Source organism: Cronobacter sp. JZ38 (assembly GCF_008932145.1).
Lineage (GTDB): Bacteria > Pseudomonadota > Gammaproteobacteria > Enterobacterales > Enterobacteriaceae > Cronobacter > Cronobacter muytjensii.
The window spans coordinates 4237142-4252349 of sequence record NZ_CP017662.1; the positions used below are offsets into that span (position 1 = coordinate 4237142).

The following is a 15208-nucleotide window of genomic DNA, read 5'->3' on the forward strand; positions in this document are numbered from 1 at the left end:
ATTATTATTCAACCGACAACAAATGCAATGCGCCACGGCTAAAGTCGGCGAGCTTTGCTGAAAAAGCCGTCACCTGCGACGGCGCCAGCGCCACCCTGAGCGCCACGTTCGCCTGGAAATCACTCTGCACGATCCGGCCATTAAACTGAGCGAGCAGCGTTTCCACGCCCGCGAGCTGCGCGTAATCACACAGCAAAGTATATTCCCTCATCGGCACTTTGAGCGTGGTCGTAAGCTGCGACAGCGCCTGTTGTACACCGCCGCCATAGGCTTTTACCAGCCCGCCGGTGCCAAGCTTAACGCCGCCGAAATAGCGCACCACCACGGCGGTCACTTCCCCGACGCCGCCACCCATCAGCTGCGCCAGCATCGGTTTCCCGGCGGTACCCGCCGGTTCGCCGTCGTCCGAGAACCCCAGTTGCTGAGAATCATCGGGCGCGCCCGCAACCCAGGCCTGACAATAATGCCGGGCGTCCGGATAGTCGACGCGCGCCTGCGCGACAAACGCCTTTGCCGCCTCCACGCCCTCGGTATGCCCGAGCAGCGTGATAAAGCGGCTCTTTTTGATCTCTTCTGTAAAGATCACCGGCGCGGCCGGAACCAGCCAGCTCTCCATCAGGCCAGCTTCAGGTCCCGGGTCATGTTTTCCACGCCATGCTCGTGGATAATCACATTGTCTTCGATGCGAATGCCGCCAAACGGTTTCAGCGCTTCAATTTTCTGCCAGTTGAAGTGTTTGCTGAACTCGCCTTCGCGCCACGGCGCCAGCAGCGATTCGATAAAGTAAATCCCCGGCTCAATCGTCAGCACCATACGCGGCTGCAACACGCGCGTGCATCGCAGATACGGATATTTCCCCGGCGCCGCCAGATGCGTGCCGGTATCGTCCTGCATAAAGCCCGCGACGTCATGCACCTGTAAGCCCAGCGGATGCCCGATGCCGTGTGGCATAAACGGCCCCGTAATGTCTGCCTCCACCATCGCCTCTTCGCTGATGTCGGTAACAATCTGATGGCGGCGCAGCAGCTTCGCGATGCGCTGATGGAACTGGATATGGTAATCAATGTAGCTGACGCCCGCTTTCATGGTGCCAATCAGCGCCAGTTGCTCTTCATTCACGTCTTTAATGAGGGCAGCGAAATCGTTGTCGCTGTCAGCAGCCCAGGTGCGGGTTAAATCTGCCGCGTAGCCGTTATATTCCGCGCCCGCATCCAGCAGGAAGCTGCGCATTTCAGACGGCGCGCGGTGATCGAGACGGGTGTAATGCAGCACGGCGGCGTGTTCATTCAGCGCCACGATATTACTGTAAGGCACGTCGGTATCACGATGGCCGGTCGCGGTCAGGTACGCCAGATTGATATCAAACTCGCTCATCCCCGAAAGAAACGCTTCATGCGCGGCGCGATGACCGTTAACTGCCGTTTTCTGCGCTTCACGCATGCAGGCCAGTTCATAGTCCGTCTTATACGCACGCCAGAAATGCAGGTAGTCGATAACGCCTTTCGGGTTCACTTTATCTGCCGGGATATCGAGCTTCAGCGCACGCTCCGGCACCGGACCGATATAGGCGATATTACCGCGTGCGGCTGGCAGCTGACCGCCAATCTCATCGGCTTTCGGCAGCGCGATAATATCAATCTCTTCTGTCCAGAACGCGTTCGGCAGCGGCTCCACGTTATGCCAGTAATCCACCGGCAGATAAAACCACAGCTTCGGCTTATTAACGCCGTCCACCAGCAGCCAGCAGTTCGGCACCTGAGTCACCGGCACCCACGCCTTAAACTGCGGGTTCACCTTAAACGGATAAGCGTGATCGTCCAGAAAGACATTAAACAACTCCCCGGAGTGGATAAGCAGCGCGTCCAGATTAAAACGGGCGAGAACGTTGCGGGTACGCTCCTGGAGCGTATCGAGATGATTTTTATAGAGGGTGGTCAGCGAATCCATACTTTACCTTTAAAGTTTGAGCTCTCAACCCAGGCATCTTAGCACACCGGTCTGTCACCCGAGCGTTTTCCACCATCCGTGATCGTGTTTGCAAATATTTAAACAGTAATTTGCATTTCATTAACATCAACTCCACACTCCGCTTCATCTGGTACGACCAGATCCCCTTGCTGGATTCAGGAGACCGACATGCTCTACAAAGGCGACACCCTGTACCTTAACTGGCTGGAAGACGGCATTGCCGAACTGGTGTTCGATGCCCCCGGCTCGGTGAATAAGCTCGATACCGCGACCGTGGCAAGCCTTGGCCACGCGCTGGAAGTGCTGGAAAAAGAACCTCGTCTGAAAGCCCTGCTGCTGCGCTCGGAAAAAGCCGCGTTTATCGTCGGGGCCGACATTACCGAATTCCTCTCGCTGTTCCAGGTGCCCGCTGAGCAACTGAGCCAGTGGCTGCACTTCGCCAACAGCGTGTTTAACCGTCTTGAAGATTTGCCGGTGCCGACGCTCTCCGCTATCAACGGCTACGCCCTGGGCGGCGGCTGCGAATGCGTGCTGGCGACCGATTTCCGTCTCGCCACGCCGGATGCCCGTATCGGGCTGCCGGAGACGAAACTTGGCATCATGCCGGGCTTTGGCGGCTCTGTACGTCTGCCCCGCCTGCTGGGTGCCGACAGCGCGCTGGAAATTATCGCCGCCGGTAAAGACATCACCGCCGACGCCGCGCTGAAAGTGGGCCTGGTGGACGCCGTCGTGAAACCGGAAAAACTGGTTGAAGGCGCGCTGCGCATGCTGCGTCAGGCCATCGACGGCGATCTCGACTGGCAGGCCAGACGCCAGCCGAAACTCGAACCGCTGCGCTTAAGCAAAATCGAAGCCGCCATGAGCTTTACTATCGCCAAAGGCATGGTCATGCAGACCGCCGGTAAACATTACCCGGCACCGATGACAGCGGTGAAAACCATTGAAGCCGCTGCCGGTATGGGGCGCGACGACGCCCTGGCGCTGGAAAATAACAGCTTTGTTCCGCTGGCGCGCTCCAGCGAAGCGCGCGCGCTGGTCGGCATCTTCTTAAACGATCAGTACGTCAAAGGGCTGGCGAAAAAGCAGACCAGAGAAACAGAGACGCCAAAACAAGCGGCCGTTCTCGGGGCTGGCATCATGGGCGGCGGCATCGCTTACCAGTCTGCCTGGAAAGGCGTGCCGGTCATCATGAAAGATATAAATGAAAAATCGCTGGCGCTCGGCATCAGCGAAGCCAGTAAACTGCTGAACAAACAGCTGGAGCGCGGCAAAATTGACGGGCTGAAGCTCGCGAGCGTGATAGCGACTATCCACCCGACGCTGGATTACGCAGGCTTCGGGCGCGCCGATGTCGTCGTCGAGGCCGTGGTCGAAAACCCGAAAGTCAAAAAAGCGGTACTGGCGGAAACCGAAGATCAGGTGCGCCCGGACACCGTACTCGCCTCCAATACCTCCACCATTCCTATCAGCGAACTGGCGAGCGTCCTTAAGCGTCCGGAAAACTTCTGCGGCATGCACTTCTTTAACCCGGTTCACCGTATGCCGCTGGTTGAAGTGATCCGTGGCGAAAAAACCTCTGACGACACCATTGCGAAAGTCGTCGCCTGGGCGAGCAAAATGGGTAAAACGCCGATTGTGGTTAACGACTGCCCCGGCTTTTTCGTTAACCGCGTGCTGTTCCCCTACTTCGCGGGTTTCAGCCAGCTGCTGCGCGACGGCGCGGATTTCCGCCAGATCGATAAAGTTATGGAAAAACAGTTCGGCTGGCCGATGGGCCCGGCGTATCTGCTGGACGTTGTCGGCATCGATACCGCGCACCACGCTCAGGCAGTGATGGCGGCGGGCTTCCCGGAAAGAATGCAGAAAGATTACCGCGACGCCATCGACGCGCTGTTTGACGCAGGCCGTTTCGGGCAGAAAAACGGTAAAGGATTCTACGCCTATAAAGAAGACAGCAAAGGCAAGCCGCGCAAAGAGCAGGACGATGCCGTCGACAGCCTGCTGGCGGAAGTGAGTCAGCCGAAACGCGCGTTCAGCGATGAAGAGATCGTGGCGCGCATGATGATCCCGATGGTCAACGAAGTGGTGCGCTGCCTGGAAGAAGGCATTATCGCAAGCCCGGCGGAGGCCGATATGGCGCTGGTCTATGGTCTCGGTTTCCCGCCGTTCCACGGCGGCGCGTTCCGCTGGCTCGACACCCAGGGCAGCGCGAAATATGTCGATATGGCGCAGCGCTATCAGCATCTGGGGCCGCTGTATGAAGCGCCTGCGGGGCTTCGCGACAAAGCGAGCCACAACGCGCCCTATTATCCCCAGGTTGAACCCGCCCAACCGGTGGGCGACCTGCAAACGGCTTAAGGAGTGACGAATGGAAAAGGTTGTAATTGTTGATGCTATCCGCACCCCGATGGGCCGCTCCAAAGGCGGCGCGTTCCGTCAGGTACGCGCGGAAGATCTCTCCGCGCACCTGATGCGCAGCCTGCTGTCGCGCAACCCGGCGCTGGACGCGAATGCTATTGACGACATCTACTGGGGCTGCGTACAGCAGACGCTGGAGCAGGGTTTTAACATCGCCCGCAACGCGGCGCTGCTGGCGGAAATTCCACACCGCGTACCGGCGGTGACGGTAAACCGCCTGTGCGGCTCGTCGATGCAGGCGCTGCATGACGCCGCGCGGATGATCATGACCGGCGACGCCAGCGTCTGCCTCGTGGGCGGCGTGGAGCACATGGGCCATGTGCCGATGAACCACGGCGTCGATTTTCATCCCGGCTTAAGCCGCAATGTGGCGAAAGCGGCAGGCATGATGGGGCTGACGGCAGAAATGCTCTCGCGCATGCACGGTATCAGCCGTGAAATGCAGGACGCCTTCGCTGCCCGCTCGCATCAGCGCGCCTGGGCGGCCACGCAGGCCGGGCATTTCAAAAATGAAATCCTCCCCACCAGCGGTCATGACGCGGACGGCGTGCTGAAACGCTATGACTTTGACGAAGTGATCCGCCCGGAGACCACGGCCGAAGGGCTGTCGCAGTTGAAGCCGGCCTTTGATCCGGCTAATGGCACCGTGACGGCAGGCACCTCGTCGGCGCTTTCCGATGGTGCGGCGGCAATGCTGGTGATGAGCGAGTCGCGCGCCCGTGAACTTGGCCTGACGCCGCGCGCCCGTATTCGTTCTATGGCGGTGGTGGGCTGCGATCCCTCCATTATGGGTTATGGCCCGGTGCCTGCCTCAAAGCTGGCGCTGAAAAAAGCCGGACTGACCGCGAGCGATATCGATCTGTTTGAGATGAACGAAGCCTTTGCCGCGCAGATCCTGCCTTGTATTAAAGATCTGGGTCTGATGGAGCAGATAGACGAGAAGATCAACCTTAACGGCGGCGCGATCGCGCTCGGTCACCCGCTCGGCTGCTCTGGCGCGCGCATCAGCACCACGCTTATCAACCTGATGGAGCGCCGCGACGCACAGCTCGGCCTCGCCACCATGTGTATCGGCCTCGGCCAGGGAATTGCGACGGTGTTTGAGCGGGTGTGAGATAGCCAACGCCGCCACAGTAGCAAGCGCGAAGAGAGCATGATCTCAATGCCGTTGATGTCAGAGCAAGGCGGCAAGTGAACGAATCCCCAAGAGCTTACTGACGTAAGTGACTGGGGTAAGTGAACGCCGCCAACGCCGCCATAGTAGCAAGCGCGAAGAGAGCGTGCTCTCAATGCCGTTGATGTCAGAGCAAGGCGGCAAGTGAACGAATCCCCAGGAGCTTACTGACGTAAGTGACTGGGGTAAGTGAACGCGGCCAACGCCACTATGGCATCAACGGCGAAGAGAGAAAAGTTTAGTTGCCGTTCTTCCCGCCTGTCAGGGGCGGGTTTTTTATTTGCCGCGTTTGTGCCAGGCTCTTTTATCGCTCTCCACGCTTCAGGGAAAATTATGAAAGGATGCTTTATCTGCGCGCCCCTTGCCGCTGCGCTGTTTTTTACGGTTCCCGCCCAGGCGCAGCAGTCTGAAGAGACGCTGGCGCAGCGCTGTCTGGCGTCGCTTATCGACGCGTCGCAAAACCATACCTGGATGCACCAGGTTCTGAATGAGTCTCGCATTGTGCCGGGAAGCGTCGTGGTGGAGCGGTATGACGAAAACGTGGGGCAACAGCATATCGCGACGCAGCTCACCGCAAAGCTTGACCATCCGGCGCGCAAAAATATTACGCTGCTTTGCCTGCTGGAAAACGATCAACCGTTGTATGTGTGGTCAGGGAAGGAGCTTACCGCCAGCCCTTAAGATGCCGGGCTGGCGTCATCAATCAGCGGCTCAGATAAACGCGAAGGCGTCGCCGAACAGGCGGTCTTCACGCGCGCCGCGTTCGTTGCAGAAGAGGTCACGGGCGATTTTCGCCATCTCGAAACGTCCGGCAATATAGATGTCATGCCCGGCAAGCGTGCCGAAATCCTGCATTACCGCCGTCAGTACGGTGCCGCTGCGGCCGCGCCACGTCTCATCAGGTTGCTCGACAACGGGCACAATGTTGAGATTCGGATGGTCGACAGACAGCGCTTCCAGCTCCGCCAGATCGTACAGGTGTTTCTCTTCGCGCCCGCCCCAGTAAATGGTGATATCGCGATTCGGATTGCGAGCCAGCGCCGTCAGCAGAATTGAGCGGGCGTAAGAAAAGCCCGTGCCGCCTGCGATTAAAATCAGCGGACGCTCTTCATCATCGCGCAACCACGCCTCGCCATGCGGAATATCGACCACGATTTCACGCTCTTTGAGGATGCGGTCCATCACCGCCATCGCATAGAGGTTAAGTTCCGACGCGCCGATATGCAGTTCGATAAAGCCCTGCTCATCCGGCGTGGAGGCCATAGAAAAAGGGCGCTTGTCCCGCTCATCCATTACCACCATCAGGTACTGACCTGCGCGAAACGAAAAGGCCGCTTCCGGCACCAAACGAACGCGATAAACGGTATCCGTGATGGCTTCTACCGAGGTCACTTTACAGCTTAAGGTTGTCATGCGTTCCCTCTGTCGGGTCAATAATGCAACTGCAACGGCGGCGCGTCAGGCGCCTTTTCCGTCATGAAAAATGGCGAGTTCATCCCAGATGGCGTCGATACGCGCCGTCACTTCGGGATCTTTCTTGATGGGTCTGCCCCACTCGCGTTGGGTTTCGCCCGGCCATTTGTTGGTGGCGTCGAGCCCCATTTTGGAGCCGAGACCGGATACCGGCGAGGCGAAATCCAGATAATCGATCGGCGTGTTCTCCACCATCACCGTGTCGCGCGCCGGGTCCATACGGGTAGTAATCGCCCAGATAACGTCGTTCCAGTCGCGCGCGTTCACGTCATCATCGCAAACGATGACAAACTTGGTATACATAAACTGACGCAGGAACGACCAGACGCCCATCATTACGCGCTTCGCGTGGCCCGCGTACTGCTTGCGCATCGTTACTACGGCGAGGCGATAAGAGCACCCTTCCGGCGGAAGATAAAAATCCACGATTTCCGGGAACTGCTTTTGCAGAATCGGCACCAGAACTTCATTCAGCGCCACGCCAAGCACGGCCGGTTCATCAGGCGGACGGCCGGTATACGTCGAGTGATAAATCGCATCTTCGCGCTGCGTCACATGCGTCACGGTGAAAACCGGGAAATTATCAATCTCATTATAGTAACCCGTGTGGTCGCCATACGGCCCTTCCGGTGCCATTTCGCCCGGTTCGATATACCCTTCCAGCACGATCTCCGCGCTGGCCGGAATCTCCAGATCGTTTGACAGGCACTTCACCACTTCGGTTTTGGTGCCGCGCAGCAGACCGGCGAAGGCGTATTCAGAGAGTGTATCCGGCACCGGCGTCACCGCGCCCAGAATGGTGGCCGGGTCAGCGCCCAGCGCCACGGCAACCGGGAAACGCTCGCCGGGATGCGCCTGACACCACTCCTGAAAATCGAGCGCGCCGCCGCGATGCGAAAGCCAGCGCATAATCAGTTTGTTTTTGCCAATTAACTGCTGGCGATAAATGCCGAGATTCTGACGCTCTTTATGCGGCCCGCGCGTTACCGTCAGGCCCCAGGTGATGAGCGGCGCAGCATCATCTGGCCAGCACTGCATAATGGGGATCCGGTTCAGATCGACCTCATCGCCCTGCCACACCTTCTGCTGACACGGCGCGTTACGCAACCGCTTCGTCGGCATATTCAGCACCTGCTTAAACTGCGGCAGCTTATCGAAGAGATCGCGAAAACCGCGCGGCGGCTCCGGCTCTTTCAGAAAGGCCAGCAGCTTGCCGACTTCACGCAGCGCGGAGACATCATCCTGCCCCATGCCCATCGCCACGCGTTTTGGCGTGCCGAACAGGTTGCAGAGCACCGGCATGGTATGGCCTTTGGGATTTTCAAACAGCAGCGCCGGACCGCCCGCGCGCAGGGTGCGGTCGGCGATTTCCGTCATCTCCAGATAAGGATCGACAGGCAATGTAATGCGCTTGAGTTCGCCTTGCTGCTCCAGCAGCGCCAGAAATTCGCGTAGGTCGTGGTATTTCATGCAGTTATTCGTGGCTTTAAAATAAGCTTTTTATTATACGGTGTTCGCCGCAGGCATGCCGTAATTTTGTTAAATTAACGTGAATCATCACCACAGGCTATAGCACAGCGCGGTATAATGCCCTTAGCGATCCTGAGGTGGTTTTGTTATGCTGGCGCGTCCGGCCATGTAAGAAGAGTCATTATGCAATCCTGGTATTTACTGTACTGTAAACGCGGGCAACTTCAGCGCGCCAAAGAGCACCTTGAACGACAGTCGGTGAACTGCCTTACGCCAATGATAACGCTCGAAAAAATGGTACGTGGCAGACGCACGTCCGTCAGCGAGCCGCTGTTCCCCAATTACCTTTTCGTCCGGTTCGATCCGGAAGATATCCATACCACTACGGTCAGCTCTACGCGCGGCGTCAGCCATTTTGTTCGCTTTGGCTCAAGCCCGGCGGTGGTGCCGCAAACCGTTATCGAACAGTTGCTCGACTGGCAGCCGGAGAACGTGACCGATCCGGACACGCCGCATACCGGCGATATGGTGGTGATTACCGAAGGCGCGTTTGAAGGGTTACAGGCGATTTTTACCGAGCCCGATGGCGAAGCCCGTTCCATGCTGCTGTTGAATTTGCTGAATAAGCAGGTGCTGCAGAGCGTGAAGAATACCGAATTCCGTAAAGTCTGACGCGAGGCTGGCGGCGCCGTAACGCCGCCTGCGATTAATGTGCCGCTTCGCCAATAACACCGCCCGCACCCGCGCCAACCGCCGCGCCTTTTAAAACGCTTTTTCCGGTTGCCGCCGCCACACCTGCGCCCACCACCGCGCCCGCGACGCCGCCTTTGCGCGCAGCTTTGCCTTTATCGCCTTTTTTCAGCATCGCGCCGGTGCCTGCGCCAATGATGGCTCCACCCGCTGCGCTTTTGACATCTTTGCCAGCGATAGCGCCCGCGGTGGCGCCAAGCACCGCGCCGGTCGCGGTTTTATCCATCGCCATGACGGGCCCGCCCGCCAGCAGCATCAACACTACGACTGTTGTCGTTACCTTTCTCATTAACATCCCTCGCGTCTGAAAACAGGGAAAATCCCTGGCGGGAAGCTTATCACCGGGCTTTCAGGAGGTGATGTCTCAACCGCGTGCAAAAATCCACACTCAGCGGGATTCTGATAACCGCCTTACGCAGGCGACGAGCTTTTCAGAAACAGACGGGCAGCGTTTGCGTCAGTGGTTGCCTCCAGCCACGCCGGATCTTCGCCGCGCCACTGCGCCACACGCGAGAGAATATGCGGCAGCCAGCATGGCTCGTTGCGACGCGACGCGGGTTTGGGCGTGAGATCGCGTGGCAGCAGATAAGGCGCGTCGGTCTCCAGCAGCAGGCGGTCTGCCGGGATCACAGGCAGCAGCGCGCGCAGTTCGAGCCCGCGGCGCTCGTCGCATACCCAGCCGGTAATGCCCAGATACAGGCCGCGCGCCAGGCACTCCCGCGCCTCCTGTTCGCTGCCGGTAAAGCAGTGCAGCACCGCGCCCGGCAGTTTATCCAGCCACGGATCCAGCAGCGCCAGAAAACGCGCATGCGCATCGCGACAATGTAAAAACACCGGCAGCGCCAGTTCCGCCGCCAGCCGCAGCTGTTCGGTAAAGGCATGCTCCTGCTGTGCGGGCGTTGAAAAGTTCCGGTTGAAATCGAGCCCGCACTCGCCGATGGCAACCACCTGCGCCTCACCTGCCAGTGCCCGCAGCCGTGCTGCGCTCTCATCATTCCAGGTGCTGGCGTCATGCGGGTGAACGCCAGCTGTTGCCAGGCAGCCTTCATAGCGTCTGGCGAACTCGCAGGCGCGCTCGCTCTCATCAAGCGAGGTGCCGGTAAACAGCATATGGTCGACGCCCGCCGCCCGGGCGCGGGCCATCATGGCATCCCTGTCATGGTCAAACTGAGAGCTGGTAATATTCAGGCCAATATCAAACATTGCGCTTTCCATATGAAAACCGCCCTGACGGGCGGTTTGGTTATTCTTCAGCTTCTTCTTCAGCATCTGCCTCGCGCGGACGCCGTTTACCGACGTAGAAGCGCGAGAAGAAAATCCCGACTTCAAACAGACAGTACATGGGTATCGCCAGTAGCGTTTGCGAGAAAACATCCGGCGGAGTGAGCAGCATCCCGACGACAAACGCGCCGACCAGAACATAGGGGCGTTTCTCTCGCAGATCCTGCGGTGTCGTGACGCCCATCCAGCACAGCAGCACAATCGCGACCGGTACTTCAAACGACACGCCGAACGCCATAAACAGCGCCATGACGAAATCGAGATAGCTGGTGATATCGGTCGATACCACCACCCCAACGGGCGCGGTTTTGGTCAAAAAGCCGAACGCCAGCGGGAACACGACAAAGTAGGCAAATGCCATGCCGATATAAAACAGCAGCGTACTGGAGACCAGCAAAGGTATGATTAACCGGCGCTCATGCTTGTACAACGCCGGAGCGACAAACGCCCAGACCTGGTACAGGATAACCGGCGCGGAGAGGATCACCGACACCATCATGGTCAGCTTGATAGGCGTAAAGAACGGCGACGCCACATCGGTGGCAATCATGCTGGCGCCATGCGGCATCTGGCTGATAAGCGGGGCCGAAACCAGTTGGTAGATGTCGTTGGCGAAATAGACCAGCGCCAGAAAAATCAGCAGCACCGCGATAATGCAGTTCAGCAGCCGCTTGCGCAGTTCAATCAGATGACTGATTAGGGGTTGGGTATCTTCAACTGCCATGTCAGGATTTATCACTCACGATAGAGACGGCTTCAGGCTTGCGCACGCCACCGGGCGCAGCGTCAGCGTTTTTCCCGGCGTCAGGGTGTACAGATTCCGCAGGGGCAGGCTGCGCTGCCACATCAGGCGTTGCCGTGTGCGGTTCATCCTGCCCCGGTTTCTGTGCGGGCGACTGGGCCTGATGCTCGGCCCTGGCCGGCGTCACACCCTGATGTTCAGCCTCATTGCCTTTAACCAGCGGGTTGTGGATCGTGTGGGCTTCGTCGCTCGCTTTTTCAGGATCGTTAACGTTGTAAGACCGCTTCATGGATTCCGCCGCCTCGCGCAGTTCGTCCATAGAGGCTTTCAGCTCCGGCGTCAGGTTATCAATGCTCGCCTTTTCCACTTTCTTCAGGCTTTCCTGAAACTCCTGAAGCTTTAGCTCCTGAGTCAGTTCGTTCTGCACGGTGGTCGCAAGCGATCGCAGCGCGCGCACCCAGCCTGCGACAGTCCGGACAGCCACAGGCAAACGCTGCGGCCCCAGGACGATAAGACCGATAACAAAAACCAGCAGCAGTTCGCCAAAACCAATATCAAACACGGATTACACCTGCTCTTTATCACGTTTTTTGGCGTCGTCAGGGTTGACGTCGCTTTTGGTTTCGCTGATGCGTTTATCCTGCTCTGAAGGCGCGGTGAAATCCGCATCCTGACTCTGTTTCTGTTTATCGTCATCACCCATCGCTTTTTTAAAGCCTTTGATGGATTCACCGAGATCGGAGCCCAGCGAGCGTAACTTTTTGGTGCCGAAAAGCAGAACAACCAGAACAGCGATAATCAATAACTGCCAGATACTGATGCCACCCATACATTTCCTCAGTTACCAGTGATAATGGTATTCATCAGGCCACAGTATACCTGTGGCCGTTACATAACAATGCCTGCTAGTCGGTGCGCCGCCAGCCGATAAGCCAGACGAGGATCCCGCCTGCCATCAGCCATCCGGGCGACATCCCCCAGTCAGGCCGGTTGATAAAGAGCAGCGTACCGCTCAGCATCAGCGTAGCGCCGATGCCAAACAGGTACCGCGATTGCCCTTGCTTCACGCGGTGTTCCTGCAGCTCATGGGCAATCTTATCAACACTTTGTTGCAGTTGTTTGCCTTGCCGCAGGCTGTTGTAGACCAGTTCAGGGATCTCCGGGATTTTCTCGGCCCAGAATGGGGCTTTTTCTTTAAAAGAGCGCACCAGCGCCGGGAAGCCCACCTGATCTTTGATCCAGCTTTCGAGAAAAGGTTTCGCCGTTTTCCATAAATCGAGTTGCGGGTAAAGCTGACGCCCCACGCCCTCGATATAAAGCAGCGTTTTTTGCAGCAGCACCAGCTGCGGCTGAACTTCCATATTGAAGCGTCGCGCGGTATTAAACAGGTTCAGCAGCACGTGACCAAACGAGATATCCGCCAGCGGCTTTTCAAAAATCGGCTCACAGACAGTACGAATGGCCGACTCAAACTCTTCAACATTCGTGTCTGGCGGCACCCAGCCGGAATCAACGTGCAGCTCCGCCACGCGGCGGTAGTCGCGGTTGAAGAAAGCGATAAAGTTTTCCGCCAGATAGCGCTTATCTTCTTTATTTAGCGAGCCCACAATACCGCAATCAATACCGATGTATTGCGGGTCATGCGGGTGGTCATGGCTGACAAAAATATTGCCCGGATGCATGTCGCCGTGGAAGAAGCTGTCGCGGAAGACCTGGGTAAAGAAAACCTGAACGCCGCGCTCGGCAAGCAGCTTCATATCCGTCCCGTTGGCTTCCAGCGCCGCAACGTCATTCACGGGAATGCCATAGATACGCTCCATCACCATCATCGTCGGGCTGCAGTAGTCCGAATAGACTTCCGGAATGTAGAGCATCGGGCTGTTTTCAAAATTACGGCGCAGCTGAATGGCGTTGGCCGCCTCGCGCAGCAGGTCAAGCTCATCAAGCAGCGTTTTTTCATACTCGCGCACTACTTCCATCGGCCGCAGACGGCGGCCATCTGGCAGCAGACGCGGCACCCAGCGCGCCAGGCGGTAAATCAGCTTCATGTCCGCTTTGATGACCGGCAGGATATCGGGGCGGATCACTTTGATGACCACCTCTTTGCCGTTCTCTTTCAGACGCGCGGTATGGACCTGGGCGATAGAAGCAGACGCGAGCGGGTTAATGTCGAAGTCATCAAACCAGGCTTCGACGGGGCGATCGCCCATCGCTTTTTCGATCTGCTGCTTCGCCAGTCGGCCATCAAAGGGAGCGACGCGATCCTGCAACAGAGCGAGTTGATCGGCGATAACCGGCGGGAAGAGATCGCGGCGGGTCGAGAGCATCTGACCAAACTTGATCCATACCGGCCCCAGCTCCTGCAATGCCAGCCGCAGCCGCGTACCGAGCTCAAGATCTTTGTGGCGGTTGGGCAGCCAGAACAGCCCGCGACGCCAGACCCGCAGAGGCAGCGTAAGACGCATCCGTGGGATAAGCTCATCCAGACCGTAGCTCAGGAACGTTTTAATGATGAAATAAAGGCGCCGAATTTCACCTGGCGTCATTTGCCCTCCAGTTTATCCAACCGTTTGGTTAATCCTTCCAGGCTGCGCTCAATAGCCGAAATTTCTTCGGCAAACCAGGCGACTTCCAGCGCGCCCGGCGCGACGCGCCACTCTTCGGTAATAGCTTCCGCCAGATATTGCTGGTTGCGCGTGAAGCTTTTTTGCAGCAATTGCCCGCCGCGACGCATCACGCGGCCGATGCCTTCCGCCGCGATATCGCCAACCCACGGCGCCAGTAGCCCGGCGGGGTCAAACTCGGCCATATCCATCAGCGCGACGAAATTCTGCACCACCTGCAAATCGCCCTGCACTTCCAGTTCGCCGCTACGAATAAGCGCGGTTAACTGCTGGCGATCCTGCAGTTTCGGTAATACGGCAAGCCGGGTGATGACGGTACAGTCCGCCTCGCCTTCCCATTTGCTGAGCACATCCAGTTGCTGCTCGCTGAATACCAGCACCAGCGGCGTGGAGAGCTCTTCAAGCGTCACGCGCAGCACCTTGCCCTGCAGACGCTGGCGCGGCGCTTTCAGCGCGCTCTCGCGATACAGGAAGGTGTTCAACGCGCCTTCAATGCCTGCCATCATTAGCGGTGTGAAAGGCATCCGGCACCTCCTCAGAATTTGTAGCCGCGATGCAGCGCTACGATCCCGCCGGTCATGTTGTAGTAGTTAACGTTCTCAAAGCCCGCGTCGTTCATCATCGCTTTCAGGGTTTCCTGATCCGGATGCATGCGGATAGATTCGGCCAGATAACGGTAGCTGCCGGCGTCTTTCGCCACCAGTTCACCGACGCGCGGCAGAATATGGAAAGAGTAGGCGTCATACGCTTTGTTCAGGGGCTCGAACACGGGTTTGGAGAACTCCAGCACCAGCAGACGACCGCCCGGCTTCAGCACGCGGAACATAGAGCGCAGCGCTTTTTCTTTATCGGTGACGTTACGCAGGCCGAAGGAAATTGTGATGCAGTCAAAGGTGTTATCCGGGAACGGCAGCGCTTCCGCGTTGGCCTGGACATACTCGACGTTGCCGATGATGCCGGTGTTACGCAGCTTTTCGCGGCCCATTTTCAGCATGGAATCATTGATATCTGCGAGCACTACTTTGCCGCTCTCGCCGACCAGACGGGAAAATTTGGCGGTCAAATCGCCGGTGCCGCCTGCGAGGTCAAGAACCTTCTGGCCGCGACGCACGCCGCTGCAATCGATAGTGAAGCGCTTCCACAGGCGATGAATGCCAAACGACATCAGGTCGTTCATGACATCATATTTCGCCGCCACGGAGTGGAAGACCTGCGCCACCATATCCGCTTTTTGCTCTTTCGCTACGGTCTGGAAGCCAAAGTGCGTTGTATCTTGTGAATCTTCAACCATCTCAGTGCCTGCTTATC

Annotated in this window: 16 protein-coding genes; 4 read left to right on the forward strand and 12 right to left on the reverse strand. The window is 57.9% G+C overall.

All coding sequences use genetic code 11. From position 1 onward, the window contains the following. Positions 1 to 4: 4 nt before the first annotated feature. Both BJP61_RS20000 and pepQ read right to left on the reverse strand, forming a co-directional pair. Complete coding sequence (locus BJP61_RS20000) at positions 5 to 616, reverse strand: IMPACT family protein (protein ID WP_171999186.1); 612 nt, start codon at positions 614 to 616, stop codon at positions 5 to 7. After that, complete coding sequence (gene pepQ, locus BJP61_RS20005) at positions 616 to 1947, reverse strand: Xaa-Pro dipeptidase (protein WP_038865741.1); 1332 nt, start codon at positions 1945 to 1947, stop codon at positions 616 to 618. The genes BJP61_RS20000 and pepQ overlap by 1 nt, the downstream gene beginning before the upstream one ends. Before the next feature lie 189 nt (positions 1948 to 2136). On the opposite strand from pepQ, the gene fadB reads away from it, so the two are divergent. From fadB to BJP61_RS20020, 3 genes are all read left to right on the forward strand, one after another. Then, positions 2137 to 4326, forward strand: a complete 2190-nt coding sequence (fadB, locus tag BJP61_RS20010) for a fatty acid oxidation complex subunit alpha FadB (protein WP_171999188.1) — start codon at positions 2137 to 2139, stop codon at positions 4324 to 4326. A gap of 10 nt (positions 4327 to 4336) precedes the next feature. Next, positions 4337 to 5500 (forward strand): acetyl-CoA C-acyltransferase FadA, encoded by a 1164-nt coding sequence (gene fadA, locus BJP61_RS20015; RefSeq protein WP_038865746.1) that lies wholly within the window; start codon positions 4337 to 4339, stop codon positions 5498 to 5500. A gap of 393 nt (positions 5501 to 5893) precedes the next feature. Continuing rightward, positions 5894 to 6241 carry a hypothetical protein gene (locus BJP61_RS20020; protein WP_038865754.1) on the forward strand — a complete coding sequence of 116 codons (348 nt, stop codon included), beginning with the start codon at positions 5894 to 5896 and terminating at the stop codon, positions 6239 to 6241. 30 nt (positions 6242 to 6271) lie between these two features. Here BJP61_RS20020 and fre read toward each other — a convergent pair whose 3' ends face one another. Together fre and ubiD are read right to left on the reverse strand one after the other, a co-directional pair. Further along, positions 6272 to 6973 carry an NAD(P)H-flavin reductase gene (fre, locus tag BJP61_RS20025; RefSeq protein WP_038865756.1) on the reverse strand — a complete coding sequence of 234 codons (702 nt, stop codon included), beginning with the start codon at positions 6971 to 6973 and terminating at the stop codon, positions 6272 to 6274. 45 nt (positions 6974 to 7018) lie between these two features. Continuing rightward, positions 7019 to 8503 (reverse strand): 4-hydroxy-3-polyprenylbenzoate decarboxylase, encoded by a 1485-nt coding sequence (gene ubiD, locus BJP61_RS20030; protein WP_038865758.1) that lies wholly within the window; start codon positions 8501 to 8503, stop codon positions 7019 to 7021. Positions 8504 to 8686: 183 nt separating this feature from the next. Between ubiD and rfaH the strand changes: the two genes are divergently transcribed. Continuing rightward, positions 8687 to 9175, forward strand: coding sequence for a transcription/translation regulatory transformer protein RfaH (rfaH, locus tag BJP61_RS20035; RefSeq protein WP_038865761.1), 489 nt, complete (start codon positions 8687 to 8689; stop codon positions 9173 to 9175). Positions 9176 to 9209: 34 nt separating this feature from the next. Here the strand turns inward: rfaH and BJP61_RS20040 are convergent, their stop codons facing one another. From BJP61_RS20040 to ubiE, 8 genes are all read right to left on the reverse strand, one after another. Continuing rightward, positions 9210 to 9542: a glycine zipper family protein gene (locus BJP61_RS20040; protein WP_038865763.1), complete on the reverse strand. Its 333-nt coding sequence runs from the start codon at positions 9540 to 9542 to the stop codon at positions 9210 to 9212. A gap of 122 nt (positions 9543 to 9664) precedes the next feature. Beyond that, positions 9665 to 10456 carry a 3'-5' ssDNA/RNA exonuclease TatD gene (gene tatD / locus BJP61_RS20045; protein WP_161579093.1) on the reverse strand — a complete coding sequence of 264 codons (792 nt, stop codon included), beginning with the start codon at positions 10454 to 10456 and terminating at the stop codon, positions 9665 to 9667. Between the two features lie 40 nt (positions 10457 to 10496). Continuing rightward, a complete protein-coding gene (tatC, locus tag BJP61_RS20050) occupies positions 10497 to 11258 on the reverse strand; it encodes a Sec-independent protein translocase subunit TatC (protein WP_038865765.1) in 762 nt (253 codons plus the stop codon). Between the two features lies 1 nt (position 11259). Further along, the gene (gene tatB / locus BJP61_RS20055; protein WP_171999192.1) at positions 11260 to 11838 is read right to left on the reverse strand and encodes a Sec-independent protein translocase protein TatB; all 579 of its coding nucleotides are present in this window, start codon (positions 11836 to 11838) and stop codon (positions 11260 to 11262) included. Positions 11839 to 11841: 3 nt separating this feature from the next. Beyond that, on the reverse strand, positions 11842 to 12105 hold the full coding sequence (gene tatA, locus BJP61_RS20060; protein WP_038865767.1) for a Sec-independent protein translocase subunit TatA: 264 nt from the start codon (positions 12103 to 12105) through the stop codon (positions 11842 to 11844). Positions 12106 to 12181: 76 nt separating this feature from the next. Next, complete coding sequence (gene ubiB, locus BJP61_RS20065; RefSeq protein ID WP_038865768.1) at positions 12182 to 13822, reverse strand: ubiquinone biosynthesis regulatory protein kinase UbiB; 1641 nt, start codon at positions 13820 to 13822, stop codon at positions 12182 to 12184. Further along, positions 13819 to 14424 (reverse strand): SCP2 domain-containing protein, encoded by a 606-nt coding sequence (locus tag BJP61_RS20070; RefSeq protein ID WP_038865769.1) that lies wholly within the window; start codon positions 14422 to 14424, stop codon positions 13819 to 13821. Before BJP61_RS20070 ends, ubiB begins: the two co-directional genes overlap by 4 nt. Before the next feature lie 11 nt (positions 14425 to 14435). Beyond that, positions 14436 to 15191 (reverse strand): bifunctional demethylmenaquinone methyltransferase/2-methoxy-6-polyprenyl-1,4-benzoquinol methylase UbiE, encoded by a 756-nt coding sequence (ubiE, locus tag BJP61_RS20075; protein ID WP_075193431.1) that lies wholly within the window; start codon positions 15189 to 15191, stop codon positions 14436 to 14438. Positions 15192 to 15208: the final 17 nt, after the last annotated feature.